Annotated in this window: 23 protein-coding genes; 6 read left to right on the top strand and 17 right to left on the bottom strand. The window is 63.5% G+C overall.

Going from position 1 to position 25,973, the window contains the following annotated elements; all coding sequences use genetic code 11:
* Nucleotides 1–65: 65 nt before the first annotated feature.
* Nucleotides 66–524 carry a YybH family protein gene (locus tag AC0L30_RS32025; protein ID WP_035995651.1) on the bottom strand — a complete coding sequence of 153 codons (459 nt, stop codon included), beginning with the start codon at nt 522–524 and terminating at the stop codon, nt 66–68.
* Between the two features lie 130 nt (nt 525–654).
* Here AC0L30_RS32025 and AC0L30_RS32020 point away from each other — a divergent pair, with 130 nt between their 5' ends.
* On the top strand, nt 655–1,197 hold the full coding sequence (locus tag AC0L30_RS32020) for a periplasmic heavy metal sensor (protein ID WP_035994551.1): 543 nt from the start codon (nt 655–657) through the stop codon (nt 1,195–1,197).
* Between the two features lie 6 nt (nt 1,198–1,203).
* Here AC0L30_RS32020 and AC0L30_RS32015 read toward each other — a convergent pair whose 3' ends face one another.
* Entirely contained in the window at nt 1,204–2,133 is a 930-nt protein-coding gene (locus AC0L30_RS32015; protein WP_473406046.1) for an aspartyl/asparaginyl beta-hydroxylase domain-containing protein, read from the bottom strand.
* A 232-nt stretch (nt 2,134–2,365) separates the two neighbouring features.
* Here AC0L30_RS32015 and AC0L30_RS32010 point away from each other — a divergent pair, with 232 nt between their 5' ends.
* A complete protein-coding gene (locus tag AC0L30_RS32010; protein ID WP_473406045.1) occupies nt 2,366–2,989 on the top strand; it encodes a hypothetical protein in 624 nt (207 codons plus the stop codon).
* 24 nt (nt 2,990–3,013) lie between these two features.
* Here the strand turns inward: AC0L30_RS32010 and AC0L30_RS32005 are convergent, their stop codons facing one another.
* On the bottom strand, nt 3,014–3,169 hold the full coding sequence (locus AC0L30_RS32005) for a hypothetical protein (protein ID WP_007601983.1): 156 nt from the start codon (nt 3,167–3,169) through the stop codon (nt 3,014–3,016).
* 146 nt (nt 3,170–3,315) lie between these two features.
* Nucleotides 3,316–4,239, bottom strand: coding sequence for a LysR family transcriptional regulator (locus AC0L30_RS32000; RefSeq protein ID WP_007601982.1), 924 nt, complete (start codon nt 4,237–4,239; stop codon nt 3,316–3,318).
* 214 nt (nt 4,240–4,453) lie between these two features.
* Between AC0L30_RS32000 and AC0L30_RS31995 the strand changes: the two genes are divergently transcribed.
* Nucleotides 4,454–5,164: an SDR family NAD(P)-dependent oxidoreductase gene (locus AC0L30_RS31995; protein WP_007601981.1), complete on the top strand. Its 711-nt coding sequence runs from the start codon at nt 4,454–4,456 to the stop codon at nt 5,162–5,164.
* Between the two features lie 192 nt (nt 5,165–5,356).
* Here the strand turns inward: AC0L30_RS31995 and AC0L30_RS31990 are convergent, their stop codons facing one another.
* From AC0L30_RS31990 to AC0L30_RS31975, 4 genes are all read right to left on the bottom strand, one after another.
* Nucleotides 5,357–6,817 carry a flavin-containing monooxygenase gene (locus AC0L30_RS31990; protein ID WP_007601980.1) on the bottom strand — a complete coding sequence of 487 codons (1,461 nt, stop codon included), beginning with the start codon at nt 6,815–6,817 and terminating at the stop codon, nt 5,357–5,359.
* 161 nt (nt 6,818–6,978) lie between these two features.
* Nucleotides 6,979–8,400 carry an adenosylhomocysteinase gene (ahcY, locus tag AC0L30_RS31985; protein ID WP_007601979.1) on the bottom strand — a complete coding sequence of 474 codons (1,422 nt, stop codon included), beginning with the start codon at nt 8,398–8,400 and terminating at the stop codon, nt 6,979–6,981.
* A gap of 201 nt (nt 8,401–8,601) precedes the next feature.
* A complete protein-coding gene (metK, locus tag AC0L30_RS31980; RefSeq protein ID WP_007601978.1) occupies nt 8,602–9,798 on the bottom strand; it encodes a methionine adenosyltransferase in 1,197 nt (398 codons plus the stop codon).
* 61 nt (nt 9,799–9,859) lie between these two features.
* Complete coding sequence (locus AC0L30_RS31975) at nt 9,860–11,215, bottom strand: hypothetical protein (protein ID WP_007601977.1); 1,356 nt, start codon at nt 11,213–11,215, stop codon at nt 9,860–9,862.
* A 173-nt stretch (nt 11,216–11,388) separates the two neighbouring features.
* Between AC0L30_RS31975 and AC0L30_RS31970 the strand changes: the two genes are divergently transcribed.
* Nucleotides 11,389–13,107, top strand: coding sequence for a caspase family protein (locus AC0L30_RS31970; RefSeq protein WP_473406044.1), 1,719 nt, complete (start codon nt 11,389–11,391; stop codon nt 13,105–13,107).
* 141 nt (nt 13,108–13,248) lie between these two features.
* Here AC0L30_RS31970 and AC0L30_RS31965 read toward each other — a convergent pair whose 3' ends face one another.
* The 6 genes from AC0L30_RS31965 to AC0L30_RS31940 form a co-directional block, all read right to left on the bottom strand.
* Complete coding sequence (locus tag AC0L30_RS31965) at nt 13,249–14,367, bottom strand: cobalamin-independent methionine synthase II family protein (protein WP_007601975.1); 1,119 nt, start codon at nt 14,365–14,367, stop codon at nt 13,249–13,251.
* Nucleotides 14,368–14,388: 21 nt separating this feature from the next.
* Nucleotides 14,389–15,105, bottom strand: a complete 717-nt coding sequence (locus tag AC0L30_RS31960) for an ABC transporter ATP-binding protein (protein WP_007601974.1) — start codon at nt 15,103–15,105, stop codon at nt 14,389–14,391.
* Nucleotides 15,098–15,853, bottom strand: a complete 756-nt coding sequence (locus AC0L30_RS31955; RefSeq protein ID WP_007601973.1) for an ABC transporter ATP-binding protein — start codon at nt 15,851–15,853, stop codon at nt 15,098–15,100. Before AC0L30_RS31955 ends, AC0L30_RS31960 begins: the two co-directional genes overlap by 8 nt.
* Nucleotides 15,850–16,878 (bottom strand): branched-chain amino acid ABC transporter permease, encoded by a 1,029-nt coding sequence (locus tag AC0L30_RS31950; protein ID WP_007601972.1) that lies wholly within the window; start codon nt 16,876–16,878, stop codon nt 15,850–15,852. The genes AC0L30_RS31955 and AC0L30_RS31950 overlap by 4 nt, the downstream gene beginning before the upstream one ends.
* 7 nt (nt 16,879–16,885) lie before the next feature.
* Nucleotides 16,886–17,755, bottom strand: a complete 870-nt coding sequence (locus tag AC0L30_RS31945; protein WP_007601971.1) for a branched-chain amino acid ABC transporter permease — start codon at nt 17,753–17,755, stop codon at nt 16,886–16,888.
* 194 nt (nt 17,756–17,949) lie between these two features.
* Complete coding sequence (locus tag AC0L30_RS31940) at nt 17,950–19,140, bottom strand: ABC transporter substrate-binding protein (protein WP_007601970.1); 1,191 nt, start codon at nt 19,138–19,140, stop codon at nt 17,950–17,952.
* A gap of 524 nt (nt 19,141–19,664) precedes the next feature.
* Here AC0L30_RS31940 and AC0L30_RS31935 point away from each other — a divergent pair.
* Nucleotides 19,665–19,949: a hypothetical protein gene (locus tag AC0L30_RS31935; RefSeq protein ID WP_007601969.1), complete on the top strand. Its 285-nt coding sequence runs from the start codon at nt 19,665–19,667 to the stop codon at nt 19,947–19,949.
* A 39-nt stretch (nt 19,950–19,988) separates the two neighbouring features.
* Here AC0L30_RS31935 and purU read toward each other — a convergent pair whose 3' ends face one another.
* Nucleotides 19,989–20,852 (bottom strand): formyltetrahydrofolate deformylase, encoded by an 864-nt coding sequence (purU, locus tag AC0L30_RS31930; protein WP_007601968.1) that lies wholly within the window; start codon nt 20,850–20,852, stop codon nt 19,989–19,991.
* 141 nt (nt 20,853–20,993) lie between these two features.
* On the opposite strand from purU, the gene AC0L30_RS31925 reads away from it, so the two are divergent.
* Nucleotides 20,994–21,833, top strand: coding sequence for a uroporphyrinogen-III synthase (locus tag AC0L30_RS31925; protein ID WP_007601967.1), 840 nt, complete (start codon nt 20,994–20,996; stop codon nt 21,831–21,833).
* A 16-nt stretch (nt 21,834–21,849) separates the two neighbouring features.
* Here the strand turns inward: AC0L30_RS31925 and AC0L30_RS31920 are convergent, their stop codons facing one another.
* The gene (locus tag AC0L30_RS31920) at nt 21,850–22,530 is read right to left on the bottom strand and encodes a redoxin domain-containing protein (RefSeq protein ID WP_007601966.1); all 681 of its coding nucleotides are present in this window, start codon (nt 22,528–22,530) and stop codon (nt 21,850–21,852) included.
* Nucleotides 22,531–22,551: 21 nt separating this feature from the next.
* The gene (locus AC0L30_RS31915) at nt 22,552–25,875 is read right to left on the bottom strand and encodes an adenylate/guanylate cyclase domain-containing protein (protein ID WP_007601965.1); all 3,324 of its coding nucleotides are present in this window, start codon (nt 25,873–25,875) and stop codon (nt 22,552–22,554) included.
* Between the last annotated feature and the right edge of the window lie 98 nt (nt 25,876–25,973).

Here is a 25,973-nt window from a genome sequence, read left to right as displayed (position 1 = left end):
GTTCCAACCGGCGTGAAATGGGAGGCTAAAACTTTAGTCGGTCGATAAGCCCCGCGAGGGGGGCACTACCAAGCCTTCACCGGCCGATTGGCGTGGCTTGTCTGCGGCACACCGCGATTGAGCGACATGTGCGAATGCACGCAGAGCCAGCTATCGCCATGTCTTGAAAACACCATCGTGGCCCGGCCGGGGCGTGGAAACGCGCTGCCGTCGGGATGATAGCCCGTGCTCGTCCACGGCACGATCACTGTCGCCATTGTGCCATCGGACGATGCCAGGATCGAGGCCTGGTCGATGACGAAACGGAAGTCGGACGTCTTCGGCCAGACGTTGTCCCATTGCGTGGTGACCCATTGGTCGAGGCCGGGAATGACGTCGTTGTGCGTGCCGAACGCCAGCACATCCGGATGGAAGAGCGGCCGCGCCGAAGCATAGTCGACCTCGCGGACATAGCCCGCGAAGGTCTCCAGCCAGTGGCGAAAGAACTGCGTGATCTCGGTATTCGCGGTCGGCAAGGAGGCCATCGCCTGCTCCATGTTCGGCAACTCAATCGCGGCAATCTTTGTTGCCATGAGGCGAACCGTCCAGCAAGATATGTGGAGAGCACCGGTGGAGATCGATCCACGAACCGGGCCGATTTCATGGAGCAGACTCATGAGACGCCTTCTCCTGCTTGCGGCCACGCTTATCGTCTCGTGCAACGTTGTCGGCGCGCAGTCTGGTCAGCCCTATGCTGGCCTTGAGCATCGGCCCATCAAGGCACTCTCGCACCAGCAGATCGAGGATCTTCGAGCCGGACGTGGTATGGGTCTGGCGCTTGCCGCCGAGCTCAATGGATATCCCGGTCCGAGCCATGTTCTCGAGTTCGGTGATCGACTTGATTTGACCGCGGATCAGCGCATCCAGGTTCAGCGCCTCTTGGATGCCATGAAGCAAGAGGCGCTCCCGCTGGGTAACAAGCTGGTCGAGCAGGAAACGGAGTTGGACCGCCTCTTCTCCGCCCGCGTCGTGACATCGGAATCACTCAAGGCGGCCCTCATTGCCATTTCGGAAACCCAGGCACTGCTCCGCGAAAGCCACCTCAAATACCATCTATCGACAACTGCCTTGCTCGACCGGAGCCAAATGCAGCGATACGCGGAGCTGCGCGGTTACCAACGCCCTGATGGCTCTGAAGAACACAAGCACCGTCACTAAACGCGATCACCGCAATGCCGACAGCACGATGAGGCCGAGGATCAGCGCCGTCAGCGAATATTTGAGCGTGTAGTAGACGTTGCGATTCCATTGCTTGACCTTGCGGCTCGCGAGATGGATCTCGTAGAGCTTGCCGAATACCTTGTTGAGCACGCCGACGCTCTCGCCGTCGACGTTCTGGGTTGCAGAGGCCTTGACGATGTGGTGGCTGACCCAGCGGTTGATTGCGGTCATGAAGCCGTATTTCATCGGACGCTCGACGTCGCAGAACAGGATGATGCGATTGACGTCGGTGGCATTCTCGGCGCTGTGGATGAAGGTCTCGTCGAACATGAAGGCCTCACCGTCGCGCCAGATGCATTCGACGCCATCGACCAGGATCCGGCACCTGTTCGAGTTCGGCGTGACGAGGCCGCGGTGGTAGCGCAGCGAACCGGCAAAGGGATCGCGGTGGGCGCCGAGCTTGCCGCCGGGCGGCAGCATCGCAAACATCGCACCATGCACGCTCGGAATGGAGTTGAGCAGCTCCACCGTCTTCGGGCACAGCGTGCGCGCCGAGGGCAGGAAGTCATCGTACCATTTCAGGTAAAAGCGTTTCCAGCCGCTCTTGAAGAACGAGTAGAAGCCCCAATCGTTATTCTTCGCCGCCGCGCGAATGAAGCCTTCGTCGAACAGGCGAACGGCCTCATCGCGAATGGTCTCCCAATTTTCGCTGAGGGCTTTCAGCTCGGGAAACTGATCGACCGGGATCACCGGCTTGTTCGGCACCGCCGAGCCCGCATACATCAGCACATTGTAGGGCGCGAGATAGGTGGAGTGGTCGCCAAGCTGGCGCGCGAAGCGCAGCCGCTGCTTGCCGCGGAAATGAACGTAGATGGTCGATGCCGCCAGCACATAGAGAACGACGAGTTGCGGCGCAAAAAGCAGTTTTAACATCTCCCCAGTTCCCGGTGATTTAACCGGGGACGTGATCTATCCCGACGCGGCCCGAGTGGCAAGATATCGACATGCATCCTGAGGCTGCTCCGCAGGTTGTGATTGGCACGGCCCTGGGCGGGGCGGCGCACAAGGACAAATCAAAGCCGCGTCCACCTCAATACCGGCGTTGCAGCCGCTTTCGGTCGCGTGGTATCTTGGGTTCCACAGGTTGGGAATCTGGAGTTGCGTCTTGGGGATATGGCGGTCGTTGGCGGGCTTCGCGCTCGCGCTGTCTCTGCTTGGAATATCCGTACCCGCGAATAGCCAAGGCGTTCAGCCGCGGCCACAGCAGGGCAAGACGCCAGATCCGGCGCTGCGGGGCCAATGGCTGCGGCAAGGGCAGACATTCGCCTGCCGCGTCGAAACCAAGAAGGGCGCCGCCCCGCCGGATCCTGATTTACTCAGCTTCGCCTGCCAGCGCATGGGCGCGCTGGGCGTCGGCATCTCGGAGGCGTCACTGAAGGCCGCGCTCGGCGAACCGCACCGCAAGCTGCCGCCGGCGAACAACGCAACGAACTATGTGTACTTCCTCGGCAAGGCCGATCAGTCTCCTTATCTCGCCGCAACCGTGAAGGCGAACCGCGTGATCGCGCTTCAGGTCAGCGGGCCGGCACCTGCCCCCGGCTACAGCTTCAACCACATCAATCTCGGCGACAGCACCGAGAAACTGGTGGCGCAGTTCGGCGGCCCCTTCCATGTCGGGCCGAGCGGGCTGGAGAAGACCGAGCTCTGGACCTATCACCCATGGCCCTTCTCATTCGAAGTGCAGGCGGACCGCGTCACGTCAATCCGGATCAGCGATCCGACCGTCTAGTAAACAGATTGTACGGGACCCTGGTCACGCCCGTGACAGGGCCTGGAGACCCTTGAAGGTCAGGCGCTTCGGGTCGGTGACGCCGGCGAGATACAGGCGGCGAATGAACGTGATCACGGCGTCGCGGTCGCAATCGGTCAACGCGACGACGGCGTCGACCGCGATTCTCTGGGCTTCCATTGGGCTCACCTCGGCCTTGCAAGTAACCCCGGCCGAGACAGGCTAGGACTCCGCGGTTAATCCGGCGTTAACCGTTCGGGCAACATGGCCGATTCACCCGAGCGGCCGTATACGCAAAACAACGCATTGCCGGTGCACGCAGCGGCTCACCGCGCGGTGATGCTGTTCTTGAGCTGAGCAAACTGCTTCTTCAGCCGTGGCACCGCAAAGTCCGTGAAGGTCCGCACCTTCGGCACCGAGAGCCGGCCCTGCGGACAGATCAAATGCGCAGGGATCTCGGGATCCTCGTCGCCGGCCAGCACGATCTCGAGCTCGCCGCGCGCGACCTGCTCGCCCACCTGGTACGAATACATTCGCGCCACACCGCGGCCGGCGACGGCCGAGGCCACCGCCGCGTAGGTGCTGTTGACGACGAGCCGCGGCGTGAACTGCACCGTGCGGGCAGCCGACGAGCCGGCCTGCGGCGCAAAGGTCCAGGAATTGGGAAGGTGGGCCATCGCGACGATCTGGTGCTTGGCGAGATCGCCGGGCTCGGTGATGCGCGGGTGCTGCTTCAGATAGCGTGGGGATGCCACCACGACGCGGCTGATCTCGCCGACCCGCATCGCGACCATTGCCGAATCCGCGAGATGGCCGATGCGGAGCGCGACGTCGACCCCCTCCTCGATCAGATTGACCGCACGATCGAACAGCAGGAGTTTTGCCGACACGGTCGGAAAGGCATCGAGAAAAGCATCGAGGATCGGCCGCAGCACCATCTCACCCGACGCCACGGGCGCAGTGATCGTGAGCGAGCCACGGGGCGCCGTGCGGGGCCCGGCCGCAATGTCGTCGGCCTGCTCCAATTCGGTGAGCACGCGGCGACAGACCGCGACATGGCGCTCGCCCTCCTCGCTCAGCTTGATCGAACGTGTGGTCCGGTGCAGCAGCTCGGCACCGACCCGCTGCTCCAGGAAAGCAATGGCGCGGCTCACTGCCGCCGGCGAGCGGCCGAGCTTGCGGCCCGCGGCTGCGAGGCTACCCTCGTCCACCGCAAGGACGAACACCTTCATCGCATCCAGACGATCCATACGTTTCCCGCCAGCCCATCGAGCTCCGACTCCAAGCTAGGCGTTCGCTCCCGCTGCGACAACCACCGCCGGGCGCCGGTCCGGCATTCGTTCGCGCCGCGAAAGAGTGTCTGCCGGACAGCGCATATTCGCAGCCGGCCCGCTGCGGCGTACTTCAATCGCTAAGCCAGCCGCGGCTGGCGCAGATTATGAACGCCAACAACAGGAGCCCGTCATGGGTATCGAACAGAAGGTTGCCATCATCACCGGTGCTTCGCAGGGCATCGGTGCCGCCATTGTCCAGGGTTTTCGCGATCGCAACTATCGTGTCGTCGCGACGGCGCGCTCCATCAAGCCGTCGGGCGATGACGATGTCCTCGCTGTTCCCGGCGACATCTCCGAGAGGGCTACGGCCGAGCGCGTGGTCTCCCAAGCCATCTCCCGCTTCGGCCGTGTCGACACGCTGGTCAACAACGCCGGCATTTTCGTCGCAAAGCCGTTCACGCAGTACACGGCGGAGGACTATGCGGCGGTGATGGGCACCAACGTCGCAGGCTTCTTCCACGTCACGCAGCTCGCCATCGCCGAGATGGAGAAGCAGGGGTCGGGCCATGTCGTCCAGATCACGACCACGCTGGTCGACCAGGCCAATTCGAACGTGCCCTCGGTGCTGGCCTCGCTGAGCAAGGGCGGGTTGAGCGCCGCGACCAAGTCGCTCGCGATCGAATACGCCAGGCGCGGTATCCGCGTGAACGCGGTGTCGCCCGGCATCATCAAGTCGCCGATGCACCCCTTTGCGACGCACGCCCAGCTCGATGCGCTGCATCCCGTCGGCCATATGGGCGAGATGTCCGACATCGTCGATGCGGTGCTCTATCTCGAGGGCGCCTCCTTCGTCACCGGCGAGATCCTGCATGTCGACGGCGGCCAGAGCGCCGGCCACTGAACGCTAGCGCCTTCGCGCGCACGAGGACGACATGACGGACGCAGACGCCAAGCAGCAAGTCCACCCCGACCGCGTCAGCGGTCGGGTTCGACATCGGGCATTTCTTCACAGGCGCCGTCGTGCTCGCACTCGCGATTGATCTTGCGCTGCCGCTTACCACGCGCAAGGCATCGAATGCCGAGGTCGTTGTGATCAGGAGTAACGCATCACGCCGTCGTCGATCCGGCCGAACCGCAAGGAGACGATGTCGAGCGCGTAATTCTGGTAGAGCCGCCACGGTTGCTTCGAGCCCTGCTTCGGCATCTTTGCGACCGAGCGCTGAACATAGCCCGAGGTGAAATCGAGCGACGGCTGCGCGGTAATAGTAGGATCGTCATTATGCGGCATGCACTGCCGGAAATTGTGCCGGCCCATGTAGTTGATGAGCCGACAGACATACTCGCAGGTGAGGTCGCATTTCAGCGTCCATGATGCGTTGGTGTAGCCGAACGCAGAAGCCATGTTGGGCACGTCGGCATACATCATGCCTTTGTAGGTCAGCGTATTGGCGAAATCGACGATGCGGCCGTCGACGCTAACCTCAAGCCCGCCGACGACCTGGAGCACCAGTCCCGTCGCGGTCACGATGATGTCCGCCGCAAGCTCGCTGCCGTCCTTCAGGCGGATACCGTCGTGCGTGAACGTGTCGATCTCTTTGGTGACCACCGAGGCGCGCTGCTCGCGGATCGCCCTGAACAGATCGCCATCCGGCACAAGGCAGAGCCGCTGGTCCCAGGGATTGTAGCGCGGCGTGAAATGGGTCGCGACATCGTAGTCGGGGCCGAGCGCCATCTGCACGCCCTTGAGAACCAGCTCCTTGACCTTCGCAGGGCGGCGCCGACTGAGCTGAAAGAAGAACATCCCCCACATCACGTTGCGCCAGCGGATCAGGTGATAGGCAAGTCGCGTCGGCAGATTTCGCCGCAATTTGTTGGCGACGGGATCCTGCGCCGGGCGCGACACCACGTAAGTCGGCGAGCGCTGCAGCATGGTGACCTGCGCGGCCGTCTTGGCGAGCTCCGGCACCAGCGTCACCGCGGTCGCGCCCGAGCCGATCACGACGACGCGCTTGCCGGCGCAATCGATGTCGTCGGTCCATTTCTGCGGATGCACGACGCGGCCGGCGAAATCCGCGACGCCCGGAAACTCCGGCGTGTAGCCTGCCTCGTACTTGTAATAGCCCGAGCACATGAACAGGAAATTGCAGGTGAAGCGCACGGTTTCTGCCATGCCCTCGCCGGTGATGCTCTCGGCCTCAATGGTCCAACGTGCGTCCGGCGTCGACCACGCTGCACGCTTGACGCGATGGCGGAAGCGGATGTGCTTCTCGATACCGTTCTCGGCAGCGGTTTCGCGCACATAATTGAGAATCTGCGCGCCGTCGGCGATCGCCTTCGGATCGGTCCAGGGCTTGAAGGAATAGCCGAGCGTGAACATGTCGCTGTCGGAGCGGACGCCGGGATAGCGAAACAGATCCCAGGTGCCGCCGATGCAGTCGCGCCCCTCGAGAATGACGTAGCTCTTGCCCGGGCATTTGGTCTGAAGATGATAGCCCGCGCCGACGCCGGACAGGCCGGCACCGACGATCAGCACGTCGAAATGTTCTTGCGACATTTGTTTCCTCCGCCGTCAACGATTGTCTGACCGGGACGATCCCTCGTCAACCGGCAATCGCCCCCTGACACAACCGCGAGGAGACACGTGCGTCGCGCTCAAAACAACAAAGCCCCGGATCGCTCCGGGGCTTTGCGTCAATTGTAGATGCGATCAGCCGATCAGTACCGGTAATGGTCCGACTTGTACGGGCCTTCCTGCTTGACGCCGATGTAGTCGGCCTGGTCCTTGCGCAGTTCGGTCAGCTTGACGCCGATCTTGGCGAGATGCAGCCGGGCCACCTTCTCGTCCAGCGACTTCGGCAGCACGTAGACTTCCTTCTTGTACTTGCCGTCCTTGTTGTTGGCGAAAAGCTCGATCTGCGCCAGCGTCTGGTTGGTGAAGGAGGCCGACATCACGAATGACGGATGGCCCATCGCGTTGCCGAGGTTCACGAGGCGGCCTTCCGACAGCATGATGATGCGATGCTTGTCGGGGAATTCGATCTCGTCGACCTGCGGCTTAATGTTGGTCCACTTCAGGTTACGCAGACCCGCGATCTGGATCTCGTTGTCGAAGTGACCGATGTTGCAGACGATGGCGCGATCCTTCATCGCGCGCATGTGCTCGATCGTGATGATGTCCTTGTTGCCGGTCGCGGTGACGAAGATGTCAGCGCGGGGCGCGGCGTCTTCCATGGTCACGACTTCATAGCCTTCCATCGCCGCCTGCAGCGCGCAGATCGGATCAACTTCGGAGACCATGACGCGGCAGCCGGCCTGGCGCAGCGAGGCGGCCGAACCCTTGCCGACGTCGCCGAAGCCCGCGACCATCGCAACCTTGCCGGACATCATCACGTCGGTGCCGCGGCGAATGCCGTCGACCAGCGATTCACGGCAGCCGTAGAGGTTGTCGAACTTCGACTTGGTGACGCTGTCGTTGACGTTGATGGCCGGCCACAGCAGCGTGCCGGCCTTCTGCATGTCATAGAGACGATGCACGCCCGTGGTGGTTTCTTCGGAAACGCCCTTGATGCTCTTGGCGATCTCGGCGAAGTAGCCCTTCGGCTTCTCCTTAAGCTGCTTCTTCAGAAGCGCGAAGAAGACTTCCTCTTCTTCCGAACCCGGCTTGTCCAGGAACTTGGTGTCGCCGTTCTCGGCGCGCAGGCCGAGATGGACGTACATGGTGGCGTCGCCGCCGTCGTCGAGGATCATGTTCGGGTGACCGCCGCCGTGCCAGTCGAACAGCTTGGCGGTGTAGTCCCAGTATTCGGTAAGGCTCTCGCCCTTGACGGCGAACACAGGAATGCCGGCGGCTGCGATCGCCGCCGCGGCGTGGTCCTGCGTCGAATAGATGTTGCAGGAGACCCAGCGGATGTCGGCGCCGAGCGCTGCCAGCGTCTCGATCAGCACGCCGGTCTGGATCGTCATGTGCAGCGAGCCGGCGATGCGTGCGCCCTTCAGCGGCTGCTTCGGGCCATATTCTTCGCGGGTGGCCATCAGGCCGGGCATCTCGGTCTCGGCGAGCGAGAGCTCCTTGCGGCCGAAATCGGCGAGCGAAATGTCCTTGACGATGTAATCGGTGAAGCCGGGCTTCGCGTTCATGTCTGTTTCCTAGTGGTGGGTCTGGCGTGTCAGTAACGAAGCAAACGAAGCGCCTTGCGGCACAGTCTTCTCCCTCTCCCCGTTCTTGCGGGGAAAGGGCTGGGGTGAGGGGCTCCATCCGCGCACTGAGCCAGTGGAGAGTCCCCCTCACCCGCCGCTTCGCGGCGACCTCTCCCCGCAAGCAGGGCGAGGTAAGAGCGTTTAGACTGCGCGCTTGAGCGCTTCGACGAGATCGGTCTTCTCCCAGGAGAAGCCGCCCTCGTTGTCGGGGGTACGGCCGAAATGACCGTAGGCGGAGGTGCGCGCGTAGATCGGGCGGTTGAGATCGAGATGGCTGCGGATGCCCCGCGGGGTGAGATCCATCGCCTTGGCGGCGGCCTTCTCGAGCTGTTCCTCCGACACCTTACCGGTGCCGTGGGTGTCGATGTAGATCGACAGCGGACGCGCCACGCCGATGGCGTAGGCGAGCTGCAGCGTGCAGCGATCCGCAAGACCGGCCGCGACGATGTTCTTGGCGACGTAGCGAGCAGCGTAAGCCGCGGAGCGGTCGACCTTGGTGGGATCCTTGCCGGAGAACGCGCCGCCGCCGTGCGGGGCCGCGCCACCATAGGTGTCGACGATAATCTTGCGGCCAGTCAGGCCGGAATCGCCGTCGGGACCGCCGATGTAGAACTTGCCGGTCGGGTTGATGTGCCAGATGGTCTTCGCAGTGATCCATTCCTTCGGCAGCGCCTCGCGCACGTAGGGCTCGACGATGTCGCGAATTTGCTTGGACGAGATGTCCTCGACCAGATGCTGATGCGAGACCACGATCTCGCGCACGCCGACCGGCTTGCCGTTCTCGTACTGCACGGTGACCTGGCTCTTGGAGTCCGGGCCCAGCACCTTCTCGCGGCCGGAGTGACGCGCTTCCGAGATGAGGCGCAGAATCTTGTGGGCGTAGAAGATCGGCGCCGGCATCAGATCCGGCGTCTCGTTGGTGGCGTAGCCGAACATGATGCCCTGGTCGCCCGCGCCCTCTTCCTTGACTTCGCCCGGCTGCAGCGCATCGACGCCCTGCGCGATGTCGGCGGACTGCGGATGCAGCAGGATCTCGATGTCCGCCTTCTGCCAGTGGAAACCTTCCTGCTCGTAGCCGATGTCCTTGATCGCGGCGCGCACGACGCCTTCGATCTGCTCGTTGGTGACGGATGCGGGACCGCGGGTCTCACCGGCGATCACGACCTTGTTGGTGGTCGCGAGCGTTTCGCAGGCGGCACGAATTTGCCAGGGATCGATGCCGGCTTTCGGTCCTTCGCGGTAGAACAGATCGACGATCTCGTCGGAGATCCGGTCGCACACCTTGTCCGGATGGCCTTCGGACACGGACTCGCTGGTGAAGAGATAGGACGCGCGCATCAGTAACCCCTTGTTCCGCCGCTAGCTGGCGGGCGTTTGCGATGTTTAGCTTTCAATGATGTCAATCACGCCGGCGCGAGATGACGTAGGATTCGTCGAGAAACCAGAGCCCATTGTACTTTCGCAGCACGTCCCTGGCGGCATCCAGAGTGCGGCCGTTTTGAGTCATTTCCGTCAACCGGTCGTCCTCAATCTGAGCGACATACACCGCCGCATTCCAGGCTGCAAAGGCCGTCGAGGTTCCGATAGTGCCCGTCACCTCGTTGGGCAGCGCTTCCATATCATACCTGAAGATCGAGCGGTTATCTGCGTAAGCATTAAAATTTAAGTCGCGGCCCACCGAGCCGAGCTCATACTTCACCGCGCGCAATAGCTCATGACGGCTCACCGAGAAAGGGTTTTCTCCGGGCCAGATCGCCTGGATCATCTCCATGCCCGGATCCTGGCCATGGGAGTGAATTCCGATCAGGCGGCCGCCCGCCCGCAAGGCCCGGGCCAGGGGCGCAATGATCCGTTTTGCCCGAAAATTGACCGAGGACAGCGCGCGGTATGGCTGGGATGCAATAACGAGATCGAAATTGGCCTCGGCCTGGCCCGGCCGCGGAATGGTCGAATCGAGCAGAAACCGCTGGTCTTCACGGTAGAGCACCAGCACGACAGGCCGCTCATAGAGCGGCATTCCCGTGCGCGGGCTGACCGCTGCGCGCCAGTTCTGCTCCAAAAACGGCTTCAACTCCGCGATTTGCGTCTCGAACTCGCCCGAGGAAGCACCCCGCAGGGGAACTTCATGCCAGACTGTCGCGGCTGCCGCCGCGGGCGATGAAGGCGTGAGCCAAGGCGCCTCCGCATAAAGCATGTTGGTAAAAACGAACACCGAGGCCGGATGCTCGAAAATGCGATCCGGCACCTTGTCCAGCGTCAGGCGGAGGTCCTCGAGACTGAGCTCCTTGCCGGCGACATAGAACGGCATGTGTGGAAAGCGCTGATGCATCGAGCGCAGCACGCGCGCCAGTACCGTGCCGTCGCCAACACCGGCATCGAACACGCGCAGCGCCGGGGGCCGGGGATGGATGCTGGCAAGCTCCAGCGCCACGCGCTCGGCGACCACCCGCTTCTCACTGCAAGTGTGCACGAACAGCAGGTATTTCTGGCGGTTCTCGAAAAAGCGGAAATTGCCGCGCGGATCGCGCTTTTCCGGGGGCACCTGAAGTCCCCGCGGCGGCGGCACGCCGCCGGCCATCGATGCGGCCATGTAGGCCTGGATTCGGTCCAGGGTGTCGATCGTGATGCGCTTGCCCTCGCGCAGGCGGTGCACGAGCTTCCCATCGTTCACCGCGCGCCGTCCGAACGTCGACTCCGCCATGTCCGCCTTACGGCAGAACTCGGTGATTTGGCTCAGGATTTCGTCATTCTTCATGGAGTGGGACGCGGTGGGCAGAAGGGTTGGGTAATGCCTCGTAGCAAAATCTGCCCACTGAGGGAATAGGGATAGAGCCGCCCCCGTTTGCCATGTGCACAACAGCGAGGCCGTGAACCACCTTCCCCTGCCGGGCAACCAACAGACGCCTCTCCTCAACGGGACCACCGCCAATGCGTCGCCTGCTCGTCGCGCTCTGCCTGCTCGCCGCAACCCTGTGGTCGGCGCCCGCTTTTGCGCAGGCGCGCAGCCAGCTTGGGCCGCTCTGCACCACCGACACCACGCCGGCGGACCAGATGATCGATGCCTGCAGCAAGATCATTGCGCTGAAGGTGTTCAAGGGCGAGCAGCTCGCAACGGTCTACTTCTGGCGCGCGGTGGGCTGGAACAAGAAGGGCGAATACCTAAAGGTCATCGCCGACGCCACGGAAGCGATCCGGCTCCAGCCGAGCCAGGCAGTCTATAATCTCAGGGGATCGGCCTACTATGACAGAGGCGAGTACGAGATCGCGATCGCCGATTTCGACGATGCGCTGAACCTGGGCCCGCCTGATGGTACCATCTTCCATAATCGCGGCAATGCCTGGCGCGGCAAGGGCGATTACGCCAAGGCCATTGCCGATTACGATATGTCGATCAAAGCCGATCCGAAATCGGCATTCTCGTACCAGAACCGCGGCATCTCCAAGGAGGCGCTCGGCGACCTCGACGGCGCGCTGGCCGACATCAACCAGGCGATCCGGCTCGACCCGACGTTGCCGCAGCCGCTGATCAACCGGACCGCGATCTGGCGTGTCAGAGGCGATTACGATCGCGCGATTGCCGACGGCAGCGAAGCGATTCGGCTCGCGAAGGAGAAGCCGCCCGTCAACATCATGACGCCGCCGAACAGCGTGCTGATCTCGGGCTACACCCATCGCGCGCTGGCCTATGAGACGAAAGGCGATTACGCGCACGCGAGCGACGACTACAAGGCCACTCTGGCGATCGCGGCGTCCGATGCCGGCAGCAAGGCCAATCAAGCCACCGCAAAGGCGCGGCTGTCGCTGATCACCGACGCAAGCGCACCGATCCCGCGCGATGCGCCGTCACCGACGACGCAGCCGGCAAAGGCGCCGGCTCCCCAGCAGACGGGTGCCGCGGCGCCTCCCTCGCCTGCTCCGGCCGCGCGCGGCACGCGCATGGCGCTGATCATCGGCAACGGCGCCTATGCGCATGTCAAGGCGCTGCCCAATCCGCCCAATGACGCGCGCGCCGTTGCGAAGAGCCTGCGCGATATCGGCTTCACTGTATCAGAAGGCGTCGACCTCGACCGCTCGGCGATGCAGAAGATGACGCGTGACTTCTTGCGGGAGGCGGCGCGGGCGCAGGTCGTGGTGGTCTACTATGCTGGCCACGGCGTGCAGGTCGACGGCCGCAACTATCTCATTCCGGTCGACGTCGAACTCAAGCCGGGCGCGAGGATGACGGACGCGATGATCGACATGGACACGATCATGGCCGGCCTCGACGACCAGGTCCGCACCAACATTTTGATCTTCGATGCCTGCCGCAATAATCCGATGGCACAGCAGGTCGCATCAGCCGGCACCAACCGCGCCATCGAAGCTGCCTCGGGCCTCGCAGCGCCAACGAGCCTGGGCGCCGGCGCGACGCTCGGCGCCGGCACGCTGATCGCCTTCGCCACTGCGCCGGGCCAGGTCGCGCTCGACGGCGAAGGCGCCAACTCGCCGTTCTCCGCCGCGCTCTCTCGCCATCTCGGCACGCCCGGCCTGGAAGTGCAGCAAATGCTGACGCGGGTGCGGGCCGAGGTGGTCTCGACCACGAAGAACAAGCAGGTGCCGTGGTCGAACTCGTCGCTACTGGGCGAGGTTTATCTGGCGGAGAAATGAAGGGCGTGTGCCTCACCCTCAGCTGTCATCGCCCGGCTTGACCGGGCGATCCAGTACGCCGAGAAGTCAGCGATTCTCCGAGAAGCCGCGGCGTACTGGATTCCCCGCCTGCGCGGGGAATGACAGCGAGCGAGTGGGGCCTTATTGGCCCCACACTTCCTTCGCGATCTCCACGGCGAGGCTGAGCTTGGCCCACTGCTCCTCTTCGGAGAGGACGTTGCCCTCCTCCGTCGAGGCAAAACCGCACTGCGGGGAGAGTGCGAGCTGCTCCAGTGGGGCGAACTTGGCAGCTTCTTCGAGACGACGCTTGATGGCGTCCTTATTCTCGAGCTCACCGAACTTCGAGGTGATGACGCCGACCACGACGACCTTGTTGCCCTTGGGCAGGAAGCGCAGCGGCTCGAAGCCACCGGCACGGTCGCTGTCGTATTCGAGGAAATAGCCGTCGTAATTGGTGCCGGCGAGCATGGTCTCGGCAACCGGCTCGTAACCGCCTGACGAAATCCAGGTCGAACGGAAATTGCCGCGGCAGACATGCGTCGTCACCACCATGTCGGCGGGCTTCTCGGCCAACGCGTAGTTGATGACGCGCGCATAGATCTGCTGGAGACCCTCGGGATTGTCGCCCCGCTCGCGCGCCTTCTGCAATTCGTCCGGCGAGCAGAGATAGGCCCACACGGTGTCGTCGAACTGGAGATAGCGGCAGCCGGCGTCGTAGAACGCCTTCACGGCCTTGCGGTAGGTCTTGCCGAGGTCCTCGTAGAACGCGTCGAGATCGGGATAGACGTCTTTGGAGATCGCCTTGCGGCCACCGCGGAAGTGCAGCACCGCCGGCGACGGGATCGTCATCTTGGCGGTGACGTGAGCCTGGTCGGCGACCTTCTTCAGGAAGCGGAAGTGATCCAGCATCGGATGGCCGTCGGGAAAATCGAGCTTGCCGATCACGCGCACCGCGTCATGCCGCGTCTCGACGCCCGCGAACTGGATGCCTGTGTCGGGGTGGAACATTTCGCAGCCGGTGAGCTTTGCCAGGAAGTCGAAATGCCACCAGGAGCGGCGGAATTCGCCGTCGGTTGCGAGCTTCAGGCCAAGCGAAGCCTGCTTATGCACGACCTTCTCGATCTCCATGTCCTCGATCTTGCGCAGGTCGTCGGCCGAGATCTCGCCCTTCTCCAGCCTGGCGCGGGCTTCCTTGATCTTGGCGGGGCGCAGGAGGCTGCCGACCTCGTCGGCGCGGAAGGGGGCTTTGGTTCGCTGCATTCTTAAACTCCCGTGAATTTTTTAGTGGGCCGCCGCCCCTGCGACGCCGAGGTGGCGCTCGAGGACCGACGGGTCGGCCTTCAGCGCGGCGCTCGGGGCGTCGTGGACGATCGTTCCGCGCTCCAATATCACAACACGGTCGGCCAGCCCCAGAATCTTTTGGGCATTCTGCTCAACGATGATCGAGCAGATGCCGCCCGCCCGCGTGATGGTCCCGATCGCTCTCAAGAGCTCCTCGACGATGATGGGGGCAAGGCCCTCGGTCGGCTCGTCCAGGAGAAGCACTTTCGGATTGAGGGTCAGCGCGCGACCGATCGCCAGCATCTGCTGCTCGCCGCCGGAGAGCTGGTTGCCAAAATTGCTCCGCCGCTCCTTCAGCCGCGGGAACATCTCGTAGACCCTCTCGACGGTCCAGGGGCCGGGCTGGGCCACTGCGGACATGTTCTCCTCCACCGTGAGCGAGCGGAAGATGTTGCGCTCCTGCGGCACCCAGCCGATCCCGGCGCGCGCCCGCTGGTCCGGCCGCAAGGTCGTGACGTCGGTGCCGGCCAGCCCGACAGTGCCGGAGAAGCGACGGGTGACGCCGACGATCGAGTTGATCAGCGTGGTCTTGCCGGTGCCGTTGCGCCCCAACAGCGCCAGCACCTGGCCTTCGGCGAGACGCAGGGACATGTTCGGCAGCACCACGGCCTCGCCGTAACCGGCGCGAAGCGAGTCGATCGCGAGCAGGTCAGACATTGACCGCCTCCTCGCCGAGATAGACCGCCTTCACTTGCGGGTCGCGCGCGACCTGCTCGGGCGGGCCTTCGGTGAGCAGCGCGCCGGAGACCAGGACAGAGATGCGGTCGGCGAAAGAGAACACGAGGTCCATGTCGTGCTCGATCAGTAGCACGGTCACATCGCGCGGCAGGCTGCCGACGACGGCGAGGATGTCGTGGCGCTCGCTCTCGGGCACGCCGGCGGCGGGCTCGTCCAGCAGCAGCACGCGCGGCTTGGCGGCGATCGCGACCGCGATCTCGAGCAGGCGCTGCTTGCCATAAGGCAGCGTCACGGTCTGCTCGTTCATGACGTCGAGCAGGTGGAAACGCGTCAGGAGGTCGGCGATCTCGCCGTTGACGTCCCTGCGCGTGCCCATCCGCCGCCACCAGTCGCCGCCATGGCCTAGGCGCTCAGAGACAGCGAGACCGATGGTCTCGAGCGGGGTCAGGTCGGGATAGAGCTGGTTGATTTGGAAGGTACGCGATAAGCCGCGCAACACGCGCTTGTGCACGGGCAGATCCGTGATGTCCTGCCCTTCGAGCAGGATGCGGCCCGAGTTCGGCTTGAGCACGCCGGTGAGCTGGTTGATGACCGTGGTCTTGCCGGCGCCGTTCGGGCCGATCAGCGCGTGGCGGGCGCCCTGCTCGATTTTCAAGGACAGATCGCGGGTGACGCGCAGACCGCCGAACTGCTTTTCGAGATTCTGCGTTTCGAGCGCGATAGTCATGCGTCGCTCTCCGGCGCGGCGACGACGGCCTTGCGCCCGGCTATCTGCCTGATGACCAGATTGGGCACATACAGCATCCAGCGATGCAGGCGCTGCCGTCCGATCAGGACGATCGCGACCAGCACGAGGCCGATCCAGAACTGCCAGTATTGCGGGGTGATGGTCGAGAACAATTCCTGGAGCATGCGAAACAGCACTGCGCCGATCAGCCCGCCATAGAGATAGCCGGTGCCGCCGATGACGAGCACCAGCATCAGGTCCGCCGAGCGCTCGAAGGCGAACACATCGAGAGAGGCGATCGCGGTGGTCTGGGTGAACAGCGCGCCTGCGATGCCGGCATAGAACGCCGCGAGCGTGTAGATCGCAATCAGGCGGCGGTTGACGGGTATGCCGATGGCGGCCGCGCGCAGCGGATTGTTCTTGATCGCGCGCAATGACAGCCCGAACGGCGAGTGCGCGACGCGGCGGGCGAACAGGAACAACAAGAACAGAACGGCGAGCGAATAGAAGAACCCGGTCTTGCCGAACATGTCGAACGGGATCTCGCCGAAGATCGGCTGCATCTCGATACCCTGCAGGCCGTCGGTGCCACCGGTGATGTTGGAGAAGCGTTCGGCCAATGCCTCAAGCAGCAACGCGATGCCGAGCGTCACCATCAGCCGCGTGAGATCGACGCCACGGATCACCAGGAAGCTGGTGGCGAAGCCGAGCACCATCGCGACAAGGCCGGCGACAACAAGCGCAAGGACGGGCTCGTTGATGATCCCGTGCAGCGCGAGAAGCCCCGCCGCGTAAGCGCCGACGCCGAAGAAGGCGGCATGGCCGAGCGAGACGATGCCGGCGTAGCCGAGGATCAGATCGAGCGACATCGCAAACAGCGCGAGCCGCAGGATGTCCGTCATGATCAGGTAGCGCGTGGGAAATACGAAGCCGCAGGCCAGCACGATCAGCCAGAAAGCGGCCTCGCCATAGTGCCAGCGTGCCTGGCGCTGGGCGTGATAGCCGACGTCGGAGGAGGCGCTCATCGGCGACTCAACGCGCAGCCGTGCGGCCGAACAGACCGTTCGGGCGCCAGATCAGGATCACGATCATCATGGTGTAGATCACGAAAGGTCCCATCTTCGGGACGTAATATTTGCCGGCGACGTCGCCGATGCCGAGCAGCAGCGAGGCCAGGAACGGGCCGGTGATCGAGGACGAGCCGCCGACGGTGACCACGATCAGGAAGTAGATCATGAACTTCAGCGGAAAGTACGGGTCGAGGCCGAGGATCTCGGCGCTCAGCGCGCCACCGAGGCCGGCCAGGCCGCAGCCAAAAGCGAATGTGAAGGCGAACACCTGCGGCACGTTGATTCCGAGGCCGCTCGCGGCGCGGGGATCGTCGACCGCAGCGCGCAGGCGGCTGCCGAACCGCGTCTTGGCCAGCACCATCTGGAGACCGATGGTGAGCAGCCCGCAGATCACGATGATCATCAGCCGGTAGCGGCCGATGCCAACGCCGAACAGGTCGAACTGACCCTGGAGCGCCGCCGGCAGGTTGATGAAGACCCGCGACGAACCCTGGATGTAATCGACGGCCGCGACCGACATGAAAGTGAGGCCGATCGTGAACAGCACCTGGTCGAGATGGCTGCGCGCATAGAGGTGTCGGTACAGCGTGCGCTCGAGCACGATGCCGATCGCAGCGGAGGAGACGAAGGCGAGCGGCAATGCCGCGAAGAATGGCCAGCCCATCCGGTTGACCAGCACCATGCAGACATAGCCGCCGGCCATGGCGAAGGCGCCATGGGCGAGGTTGACGAAGTTCATCAAGCCGAGCGTGACCGCGAGCCCGCAAGCCAGCACGAACAGCAGCATGCCGTAGGCAACGCCATCGAACAGGTTGGTGAGGATTGAGGTCATTGAAGGCCGGAAGTTATCTCAGGTGTAGCCAGGGGTGTGCTGCGCTCCCTCTCCCGCTTGCGGGAGAGGGTTGGGGAGAGGGTGCCTCAACAACGAAGACTCCCCCAGAGGAGAGAACCCTCACCCGGCGCTTTGCGCCGACCTCTCCCGCAAGCGGGACAGGTGAGAGTTCCGGGATGACGCGCTTTCGCGCGTCACTTCTTGGTCTTGCCGAGATCCTTGACGGCCTCGAAGGTCGCGAACTCGACGTTGTAAAGCTCGCCGTCGACCTTCTCGACCTTCCGGATGTAGATGTTCTGCACGATGTCGCGGGTCTCGGGGTCGATCGAGATCGGGCCGCGCGGGCTCTCCCATTTCTGGCCCTTCATGGCTTCGACCAGCTTGGTGCCGTCGGTGTCGCCATTGGTCTTCTTCAGCGCTTCGTAGATCAGGTGAATGCCGTCATAGCCGCCCACCGCCATGAAGCCCGGCCGGTTTCCGTAGGCCTTCTTGTAGGCCGCGACGAAATCCTTGTTCATCTGCGAGGGATGTGCCGCCGAATAGAGGTGCGCGGTGACCGTGCCCAGCACGGCGTCGCCCATGTTGTTGAGGAGGTCGTCGTCGGTCACATCGCCCGGTCCGATCACCTTGATGCCGGCCTTGTCGAGCCCGCGTTCGGCATACTGCTTCATGAAGTTACCGCCTTGGCCGGCCGGCACGAACACGAAGATCGCGTCAGGCTTGGCGTCCTTCATGCGTTGGAGGAACGGTGCGAAATCGGGATTGGCGAGCGGCGTCTTCACCTCTTCGACCACCTCGCCGCCACCGGCGGTGAAGTTCTGCTTGAAGAAGTTGAGCGCGTCATTGCCCGGCGCGTAGTCCGAAGTCAGGGTCGCCACCTTCTTGATGCCGTTTTTCACCGCCCAGTCGGCGATGATGGTGGAGGACTGCGCCAGCGTGAAGCTGGTGCGCACGATATAGGGCGAGCGCTCGGTGATGATCGAGGTGCCGGCCGCCATCACGATCTCCGGGATCTTGGCTTGCGTGGCCAGCGGCGCCGCCGCGAGCGCGGCCGGCGTCACGCCGAAACCGGCGATGAAATTGACCTTGTCGTTGACGATCAACTCCTGCGCGGCGGTCTTGGTCTTGTCGGGAATCGCAGCATCGTCCTTGAGGATGATCTCGATTTTCTTACCGGCGACGGTGTCGCCCTTCTGCTGCATGTAGAGCTTGATCGCGTTCTCGATCTGCTTGCCGGTGGAGGCCTGGCCGCCGGTCATCGGCAGGATCAGACCGACCTTGACGCTATCCTCGGCCTTGGCCGGTGCGATGGCCGCAAGGCCCGCGATGGCGGCAGCTGCTGCAGCCCAAACAGTCCTACGAGACAGTTGTTTGCGTTCGAACATCAGATGTCCCTCCCCTTCATTCCTGATCTCTTGTGCGCTGGACCGAGTGCCCGATCCTTGCCTTAAAGTTTAGCTCACGCACGCGTGATGTCGCGCGCCACATGGCGTCTTTCGCGCCCTTATTGTCAATCGGACGTTTGGCGACCATTCCGCGCAAGCCGAGCGTTCCGATTGCCGACGGCAGAAGCGATATCGGGTGACGTCCGAGTAAACCCGGCATCGCGATTGCAATCGCTTATCATTTGTACGATTGTACAAACAAAATGGACCTGTCAACGAAAAAGCCCTATCTCCCGATCAAGGCGCTTTGTCGCGAGCTCTTGCCGCAGTCTAGAAACGCTGTCAGCCGGGTGGATGGAGGATTTCGTCTTTTGTTTGCAGAATTTGAACATCGGCAGGGCCTGGGTCGGCACACTCCGGTATCAAATTACCCACCTCGAATAAGTCTATTTTACCTGTTGAAGGCTACTCTCCCGGCGACAGCCTGACCTGGCGTCCAACACGACTGACCTCGCGTCCGTACAATGCCCAGACCCTCCCGTTCCCTCCTGATCCTCCTCGCGCTCTCCGCGGGCCTGTCCGGCTGCGGCACCGTCAACGAAAAGCTCTCGTCCGACATGGGCGACTACGTCCCGCAATGGGCCGGCGGCTTGCCGGCGGACGCCCCGCCGCGGGCGGGGACGCCGCAATACGATGCCTACATGAAGGAACGCGAGCGCAAGCGGCTGATGCCGGCAGCGGACCGCGAAAAGGAAGAGCAGGCGCAGAAGGGCGCAACGGGCTCAGCGTCCGGCACCGCGGTGCGTTAAGTCGTGCCCCTCGCCGCCTGCGGCGAGAGGTGACGCAAATCAATCCACGAACACGACGGTCTTGCGGCCATTGAGAATGACGCGGTCGTTGAGATGGTAGCGGATCGCGCGCGCGAGCACGCGGCGCTCGATGTCGCGGCCCTTGCGGACGAGATCCTCAGGCGTGTCGCGATGGCTGATGCGCTCGACGTCCTGATCAATGATCGGGCCCTCGTCGAGGTCGCGGGTGACGTAGTGCGCGGTGGCGCCAATCAGCTTGACGCCACGCTCATGGGCCTGGTGATAGGGTTTTGCGCCCTTGAAACCTGGCAGGAACGAGTGGTGGATGTTGATGCAGCGTCCCGACAGGTTTGCCGAGAGATCGTCCGACAATATCTGCATATAGCGGGCGAGAACGACGAGATCCGTGCCGGTCTTGGCGACGAGGTCGAGGATCTGCGCCTCCTGCTCGCGCTTGGTCTCTTTCGTAACAGGCAGAAAGTGGAACGGAACCCCGCCGAAATCGAGCCCGTCATAGACCTCGCGCGGATGGTTGGAGACGATGGCGGCCAAAGTCATCGGCAGCTCGCCGGTGCGCCAGCGATAGAGGATGTCGACCAGGCAGTGATCGGACTTTGACACCAGCAGCATCACCTTGCGATGCGCGGCGCGATCGCGCATCTGCCATTCCATGCCGAAACGCTCGGCGATCGCGGTAAAGCCGGTCTGGAGCGCCGACAGCTCCACGGCTAGATCGGCGGCGGTGAACACCACCCGCATGAAGAACTTATTGGTCTCGGTGTCGTCGAACTGTTGGGCGTCGAGGATGTTCTGTCCGGAATTCGCCAGGAAGGTCGACACCGCCGAGACGATGCCGGGACGATCCGGACAGGACAGGGTCAGGACATATTGATGATCTGGCATGGGCCTTGATGAAGGTTTGGGCAGCGGCTGCGGAACGCCCCGCGATTTGCGCCCTGCTCTATCACCGACCCCACCTTGCGCCAATCCCGACCGTGGAGTCAGGATGAACGCACCATTGCTTTGACTGACCGGAGTAGGCTCATGGCCGACCGCTTGAACGGCACCCGCATCCTGATCCTGGAAACGCGCGAGGAGGCGCAGTTTTCGAAGCTGCTGGCCGAGCAAGGCGCCGAGGTCGTGCAATGCCCGATGTTCACGATCCAGGATGCGCCGGACCCCGCCCCGGTCGAGGCCTGGATCCGCCGCGCCGTCGACAGGCCCTTCGACGATCTCGTGCTGATGACCGGCGAAGGGCTGCGGCGGATCATGAAGCTCGCGCGAACCCGTGGTCTCGACCAGGCCTTGGTTGCTTCCCTCGCCCGATCGCGAAAATTCACCCGCGGCCCGAAGCCCGGCAAGGCGCTACGCGAGATCGGGCTCGAGCAGCAGCAGATGACGGAGAAGCCGACCACCGAGGGTGTGATCGAGATGCTGGGCAAGCTCGACCTGAACGGACGTCGCCTCGGCCTCCAGCTCTATCCCGACAAGGACCACAGCGCGCTGACCGGCGCGCTCGCCGCGCAAGGTGCCGAGGTCGATACCGTGTTGCCTTACGTCTACGATCCAAAGGCTGCGGACGCCAGCATCGTCACCGCAATCGACGACATGGCGGAAGGGCGGATCGACGCCATCGCACTGACCAATCTCGGCCAGGTGCGCCGTCTCCTCGAAGCTGCGAGGGCGCATGGCAGCGAGGCGCGCCTGCGCGCAGGATTCGAGCGGACGCTGATCGCGTCAGTGGGGCCGGCCGTCTCCGGCGAGCTCGTAGCGCTCGGCTTGCGCACGGACATCTCGCCGGTGGAAGACCACTATTTCATGCGCCCGCTGATCTCGGCGATGGCCGCAGCATTGGCGGACAAGCGGCCGAAGGTGGCGGAATGATCGCCAGACGCGGTGCCTAGCTTGCCATCTGCGAGGCGGCCGACATCAGCTCCTGCGGGCTCGGCGCGGCAAACATGCGATGGCCGCCTTCGGGCACCTCGGTAAAGCTCCAGCGCACAACCCCCTCGCGGTCGAGCAGAAACTGCCCGAAGAGCTGGCCCTGGCCGGTTGCCGCCATGCGCTGATCGGCTTCCGTTATCTCATAGCCGTCCTTGTTATTGAGGTACTCCGCGGCCGCGGGCCGGTTCATCGGGCCGGGCAATTCGCCGGGCATGTCGACTTGCATGCTCATGACCACGTTCATGCCGACCTTGTGCGGCCACTCGGTCTCGTTCTCCGTGAACTCGAGATTGGGCAGGCCGAACGCGCGGTGCGAGATCCGCTCGGGATCGGACGCAGCGAGCAGGTTGGGTAACGGATGGTAACGGAAATAGAGTCGCGCGCGCTCGATCGGCGTGTTGACCACCGTGAGACTTTCGACGCCTTTCTCGTGCAAGGCGGCATCAAGTTGCGCCTGTGCCGCGATATGGCGGCGGCAGAACGGGCAATGCAGCCCCCGATACAGGCCCACCAATATCGGGCTTTGTCCGCGAAAGTCTTCGAGCGCGATCTTTCCGTCGCGTGTGATCGCGTCCAGCACGACGTTCGGTGCACGATCGCCCGGTTGAAGTGGTCCCTCGACGTGACGTTCAGACATGATGGCACTCCTTCACATGATCTAGTCAAGAAACGGCAGTACGATCAGCCCTGCGGGATCAAGCCCGTGCCGCGTGCAGACGTCCTGTGCCAGCGTGAAATATCGCTCGGCTTCGGGCATGTCGCCTCGATCAAGGTTCAGCGTCGCAAGACCATCATAGCATGGAAACAGCTGCTGCGGCTCGCCGGTTTCGCTCGCCACCTCGATTGCCTCATTGTAGCAACGAGCAGCCAGATCGGGCCGGAAATGGCATTGATGGATTTGCCCGAGCACGATCAACGGCACGGAGAGATGCTCGCGCTGATCAAGCGCGCGGTCGATTTCGATCGCCTTTTCGGCGGCCGGCACCCCCTCCTCAGTACATTTGTCGGTGAAGGTGCAACAGGCAACGGCAAAATTGGCGAGAAGGCGCGCCTGGAACCCGAGATCGCCGATCCGACGCGCGACATCGAGTCCGCGCCGGCAAATCTCCACGGCTTTCGCAGGGTCGACAATCGTGTAGAGCACACCGAGATTGGTGTAACCGCGGCAGGCCACGTTGAGGAGACCGGCGGCCTCGGCTGCTGCGACACTTTGCTCCACCTCGCGGACCGCCTCCTGGTGTCGGCCAAGCCGCGCCAGTGCCACCCCCTTGGTGTTGAGCGACTCTGCAATGGCGCGCGCCGCCTCGAATCCGACTTGCCTGTCGGCGTCCGCCGGTACGCTTCGGGCGTAGCCAAGCGCCTCGTCCGCCCATCTCGCGGCGGCCACGTGATCGCCCGTGCGAAACGAAAGACGGCCGCGCTCTTGCAGGAGGTGCGCCCACTCGATGGGCGCGTCGGTCCCTCCCAGCCGTTCGGCCGCCTCGGCATAATGCGCCTCTGCCTTGATCCGCTTGCCGGCGTCCCACAACAATCGGCCAAGCTTGCGGAGAATTCGCGCTTCGCCGATGCGGTCCTCCGCATTGCGATGACCTTCCAGCGCACTCTGGTAGTGCTCCTCAGCCGTGATCCTCCGGCCGGCCGCGGCACACAGCTCCGCGATCCGCTCGCAGAGGATCAGGCGTTCGGGCTCCCGTTCCCCGCCGGCCAACAACACGGCGAGAGCCTGTTGGTAGAAGCGAATGGCATCGTCATTGGCGTAGGTCGCGCGGGCGCGATCGCCGGCCGCGCGCAGATAGCGCGCACCTTTCGGCTTGCTCGCGCTCAGGCTGAAATGGTGTCCGAGCAGTATGAGGTCCTCGAGGCGCTCGGGCTCATTGCCATAGAGCCGCTCCAGCGCGGCACCAATCCGTCCATGGAGCTCGATCCGACGCTGCAAGAGCAGGTTTTGATAGATCACGTCCTGAAGCATGGTTTGCGTAAAGCGATAAGATCGCAGCGAGATCGAGTTCGCACCCGCGACCTCCTCGACAATCTCGGCATCGCACAGAAGTTCGAGCCCCGCTTCCACCTTCGTCCTCTCAGATGCCATCGCACCGAGAAGAGCCGCGTCAAAACGGGGGCCGATCACCGCGGCCTCCTGGGCCAAGCGGCGCACCTCATGCGGCAGCCGGTCCAGGCGCGCCAGTAACAGGGCCTGAATGCTTGCCGGTATACCGGCGGCGGCTTCATCTGACTTGATCCGCCACCGTGAGCCGTCACGCTCCAAGGCGCCAGCTTCGATGAGACCGCGGATGATTTCCTCAAAGAAGAGTGGATTGCCGCCCGCGCGCTCGAGGATTCGGCTGAACAGATTGCCCGGCGGTTCACTCCAGCCGTGGCTGAAGTAGGCCGCGAGCAGCTTTTGTCCGTCTGCATCACCAAGTGGAAGCAATCGAAGGGTTGTATGGCTGATCCGTCCCGAGCCGAACTGATCCAGTTCCAACATGGGCCGATGCGTAAACAACAGCATCAGCCGCGTACGCTCCAGCCGGTCCATCAGGAATCGCAGCGCTTCAAGCGATACAGCATCGGCCCAGTGCAGATCCTCGACAATGATCAGGAGCGGCGACAGGACCAGGCGCCGTTCGAACACGGTACGAATCGCAAAGAATATCTGCCGCCGAAGCTGCTCGGGCTCGACGTGCTGCAGCGCGGCGTCCGGATCGCCGAGGCCGAGAACGTGGAAATAAAGGGGCATCAGGCGATCGGCCTCTTCGACCGCAAGGCCGAGCTCCGACAGTGCCGTGGCCAGCTTGGCCTGGGCCTCCGCCACGGTCGCCTTCTGCGCGATGCCGTAGGCGCTGCGCAGCACAGCGGCAAGGGTGCCATAGGACTGTTCGCCCAGCGGCGAGCAGACAGCGCGCCGGATCGCCACGCCGGCGAAACGGTCCTCATCGCGGGCGTGGGCAACGAATTCGTCCACCAGACGCGTTTTGCCGATGCCGGCTTCACCGACCAGCCGCACCAGCTGCGCCGCGCCGCCACACGCGAGATCAAGATTGTCGACTAGACGGGCGAGCTCGGCGTCGCGCCCAATCACCGGCGCACTGAGGCCCAGCGTATCGAGGCCGCGTGCCGCACGGGGCGTGTCGAGCGCTCCGTTCAAGCGATGGACCAGGACGCTGCCCATCTTGCCCTTCAGCGAGACCTCGCCAAGCGATTCATATGAGAATGCATGCCGCGTAAGACGGTAGGTCAGCGGCCCGACCAGCACCTCGCCCGTGGAAGCCATCGACTGCAATCGTTGAGCCGTATTCACCGTATCGCCCGTGACCGAGTAGGATTTGGCAACTCCAACACCCAGTCCGCCAGCAACCACGTGCCCGGTGTTGATGCCGACATGAAGCAGGAGCGGTGACCCGGCATACGCCTTTGCACGTTCGCTGAGTTGCGCCGTTCGGCCCATCATATCGAGCGCGGCGCGGACGGCCCGCTCGGGGTCGTCTTCGTGCGCGGCCGGCGCTCCGAATAGCGCAAGCAGCGCGTCGCCGATGAATTTGTCCACGAAGCCGCCAAAGCTTTGCACCGCCGCCGTTAGCTCCTCGAACAATTCGTTCTGAAGCGCCTGCATGACTTCAGGATCGAGTCGCTCGCTCATCGTGGTGAAGCCGCTAAGGTCGGCAAACAGCACGGTAATGGTGCGGCGGTTGGCTTCGCTGTCGATCTTGTCCGGCTGCGATCGAAACCCGTATAGGGCGTCGACCGTCGGCGCCAGCGGTGGCGAGGACGCCCTGGTTGGGATTGTCACGCGGCTGGCCTGCATTGATGCCTGCCCGCCGGCCTTGGAGGCTTCACTGACGAGGGCGCCGCATTTCGGGCAGTACGCGAAATCCGGTGCGCACGCATAGCCGCAGCCGGGGCAGGCGTTCGGCTGCTTCGTGCCGCATTTCGGGCAGAAGGCAAAGCCGCTCTGAACCTCGGAACCGCAACAGGAGCAGTTCATGGGTCGAGACCCCGCGGGCGCCGCGATGGCGCAGTCTGCTGGATCCGGTCAGATGGGCCCAGGATCCCGGCAAGGATGGGCTCGTCGTGCCGGAAGAG

Source organism: Bradyrhizobium sp. MI1.11, assembly GCF_055811255.1.
This window is presented reverse-complemented; position numbering and strand designations above follow the sequence as displayed.

Coding starts and splice junctions, on each gene's coding strand:
- AC0L30_RS32025 (WP_035995651.1), bottom strand. CDS start 524: ATGGCCTCCTTGCCGACCGCGAATACCGAGATCACGCAGTTCTTTCGC.
- AC0L30_RS32020 (WP_035994551.1), top strand. CDS start 655: ATGAGACGCCTTCTCCTGCTTGCGGCCACGCTTATCGTCTCGTGCAAC.
- AC0L30_RS32015 (WP_473406046.1), bottom strand. CDS start 2,133: ATGTTAAAACTGCTTTTTGCGCCGCAACTCGTCGTTCTCTATGTGCTG.
- AC0L30_RS32005 (WP_007601983.1), bottom strand. CDS start 3,169: ATGGAAGCCCAGAGAATCGCGGTCGACGCCGTCGTCGCGTTGACCGAT.
- AC0L30_RS32000 (WP_007601982.1), bottom strand. CDS start 4,239: ATGGATCGTCTGGATGCGATGAAGGTGTTCGTCCTTGCGGTGGACGAG.
- AC0L30_RS31995 (WP_007601981.1), top strand. CDS start 4,454: ATGGGTATCGAACAGAAGGTTGCCATCATCACCGGTGCTTCGCAGGGC.
- AC0L30_RS31990 (WP_007601980.1), bottom strand. CDS start 6,817: ATGTCGCAAGAACATTTCGACGTGCTGATCGTCGGTGCCGGCCTGTCC.
- ahcY (WP_007601979.1), bottom strand. CDS start 8,400: ATGAACGCGAAGCCCGGCTTCACCGATTACATCGTCAAGGACATTTCG.
- metK (WP_007601978.1), bottom strand. CDS start 9,798: ATGCGCGCGTCCTATCTCTTCACCAGCGAGTCCGTGTCCGAAGGCCAT.
- AC0L30_RS31975 (WP_007601977.1), bottom strand. CDS start 11,215: ATGAAGAATGACGAAATCCTGAGCCAAATCACCGAGTTCTGCCGTAAG.
- AC0L30_RS31970 (WP_473406044.1), top strand. CDS start 11,389: ATGCGTCGCCTGCTCGTCGCGCTCTGCCTGCTCGCCGCAACCCTGTGG.
- AC0L30_RS31965 (WP_007601975.1), bottom strand. CDS start 14,367: ATGCAGCGAACCAAAGCCCCCTTCCGCGCCGACGAGGTCGGCAGCCTC.
- AC0L30_RS31960 (WP_007601974.1), bottom strand. CDS start 15,105: ATGTCTGACCTGCTCGCGATCGACTCGCTTCGCGCCGGTTACGGCGAG.
- AC0L30_RS31955 (WP_007601973.1), bottom strand. CDS start 15,853: ATGACTATCGCGCTCGAAACGCAGAATCTCGAAAAGCAGTTCGGCGGT.
- AC0L30_RS31950 (WP_007601972.1), bottom strand. CDS start 16,878: ATGAGCGCCTCCTCCGACGTCGGCTATCACGCCCAGCGCCAGGCACGC.
- AC0L30_RS31945 (WP_007601971.1), bottom strand. CDS start 17,755: ATGACCTCAATCCTCACCAACCTGTTCGATGGCGTTGCCTACGGCATG.
- AC0L30_RS31940 (WP_007601970.1), bottom strand. CDS start 19,140: ATGTTCGAACGCAAACAACTGTCTCGTAGGACTGTTTGGGCTGCAGCA.
- AC0L30_RS31935 (WP_007601969.1), top strand. CDS start 19,665: ATGCCCAGACCCTCCCGTTCCCTCCTGATCCTCCTCGCGCTCTCCGCG.
- purU (WP_007601968.1), bottom strand. CDS start 20,852: ATGCCAGATCATCAATATGTCCTGACCCTGTCCTGTCCGGATCGTCCC.
- AC0L30_RS31925 (WP_007601967.1), top strand. CDS start 20,994: ATGGCCGACCGCTTGAACGGCACCCGCATCCTGATCCTGGAAACGCGC.
- AC0L30_RS31920 (WP_007601966.1), bottom strand. CDS start 22,530: ATGTCTGAACGTCACGTCGAGGGACCACTTCAACCGGGCGATCGTGCA.
- AC0L30_RS31915 (WP_007601965.1), bottom strand. CDS start 25,875: ATGAACTGCTCCTGTTGCGGTTCCGAGGTTCAGAGCGGCTTTGCCTTC.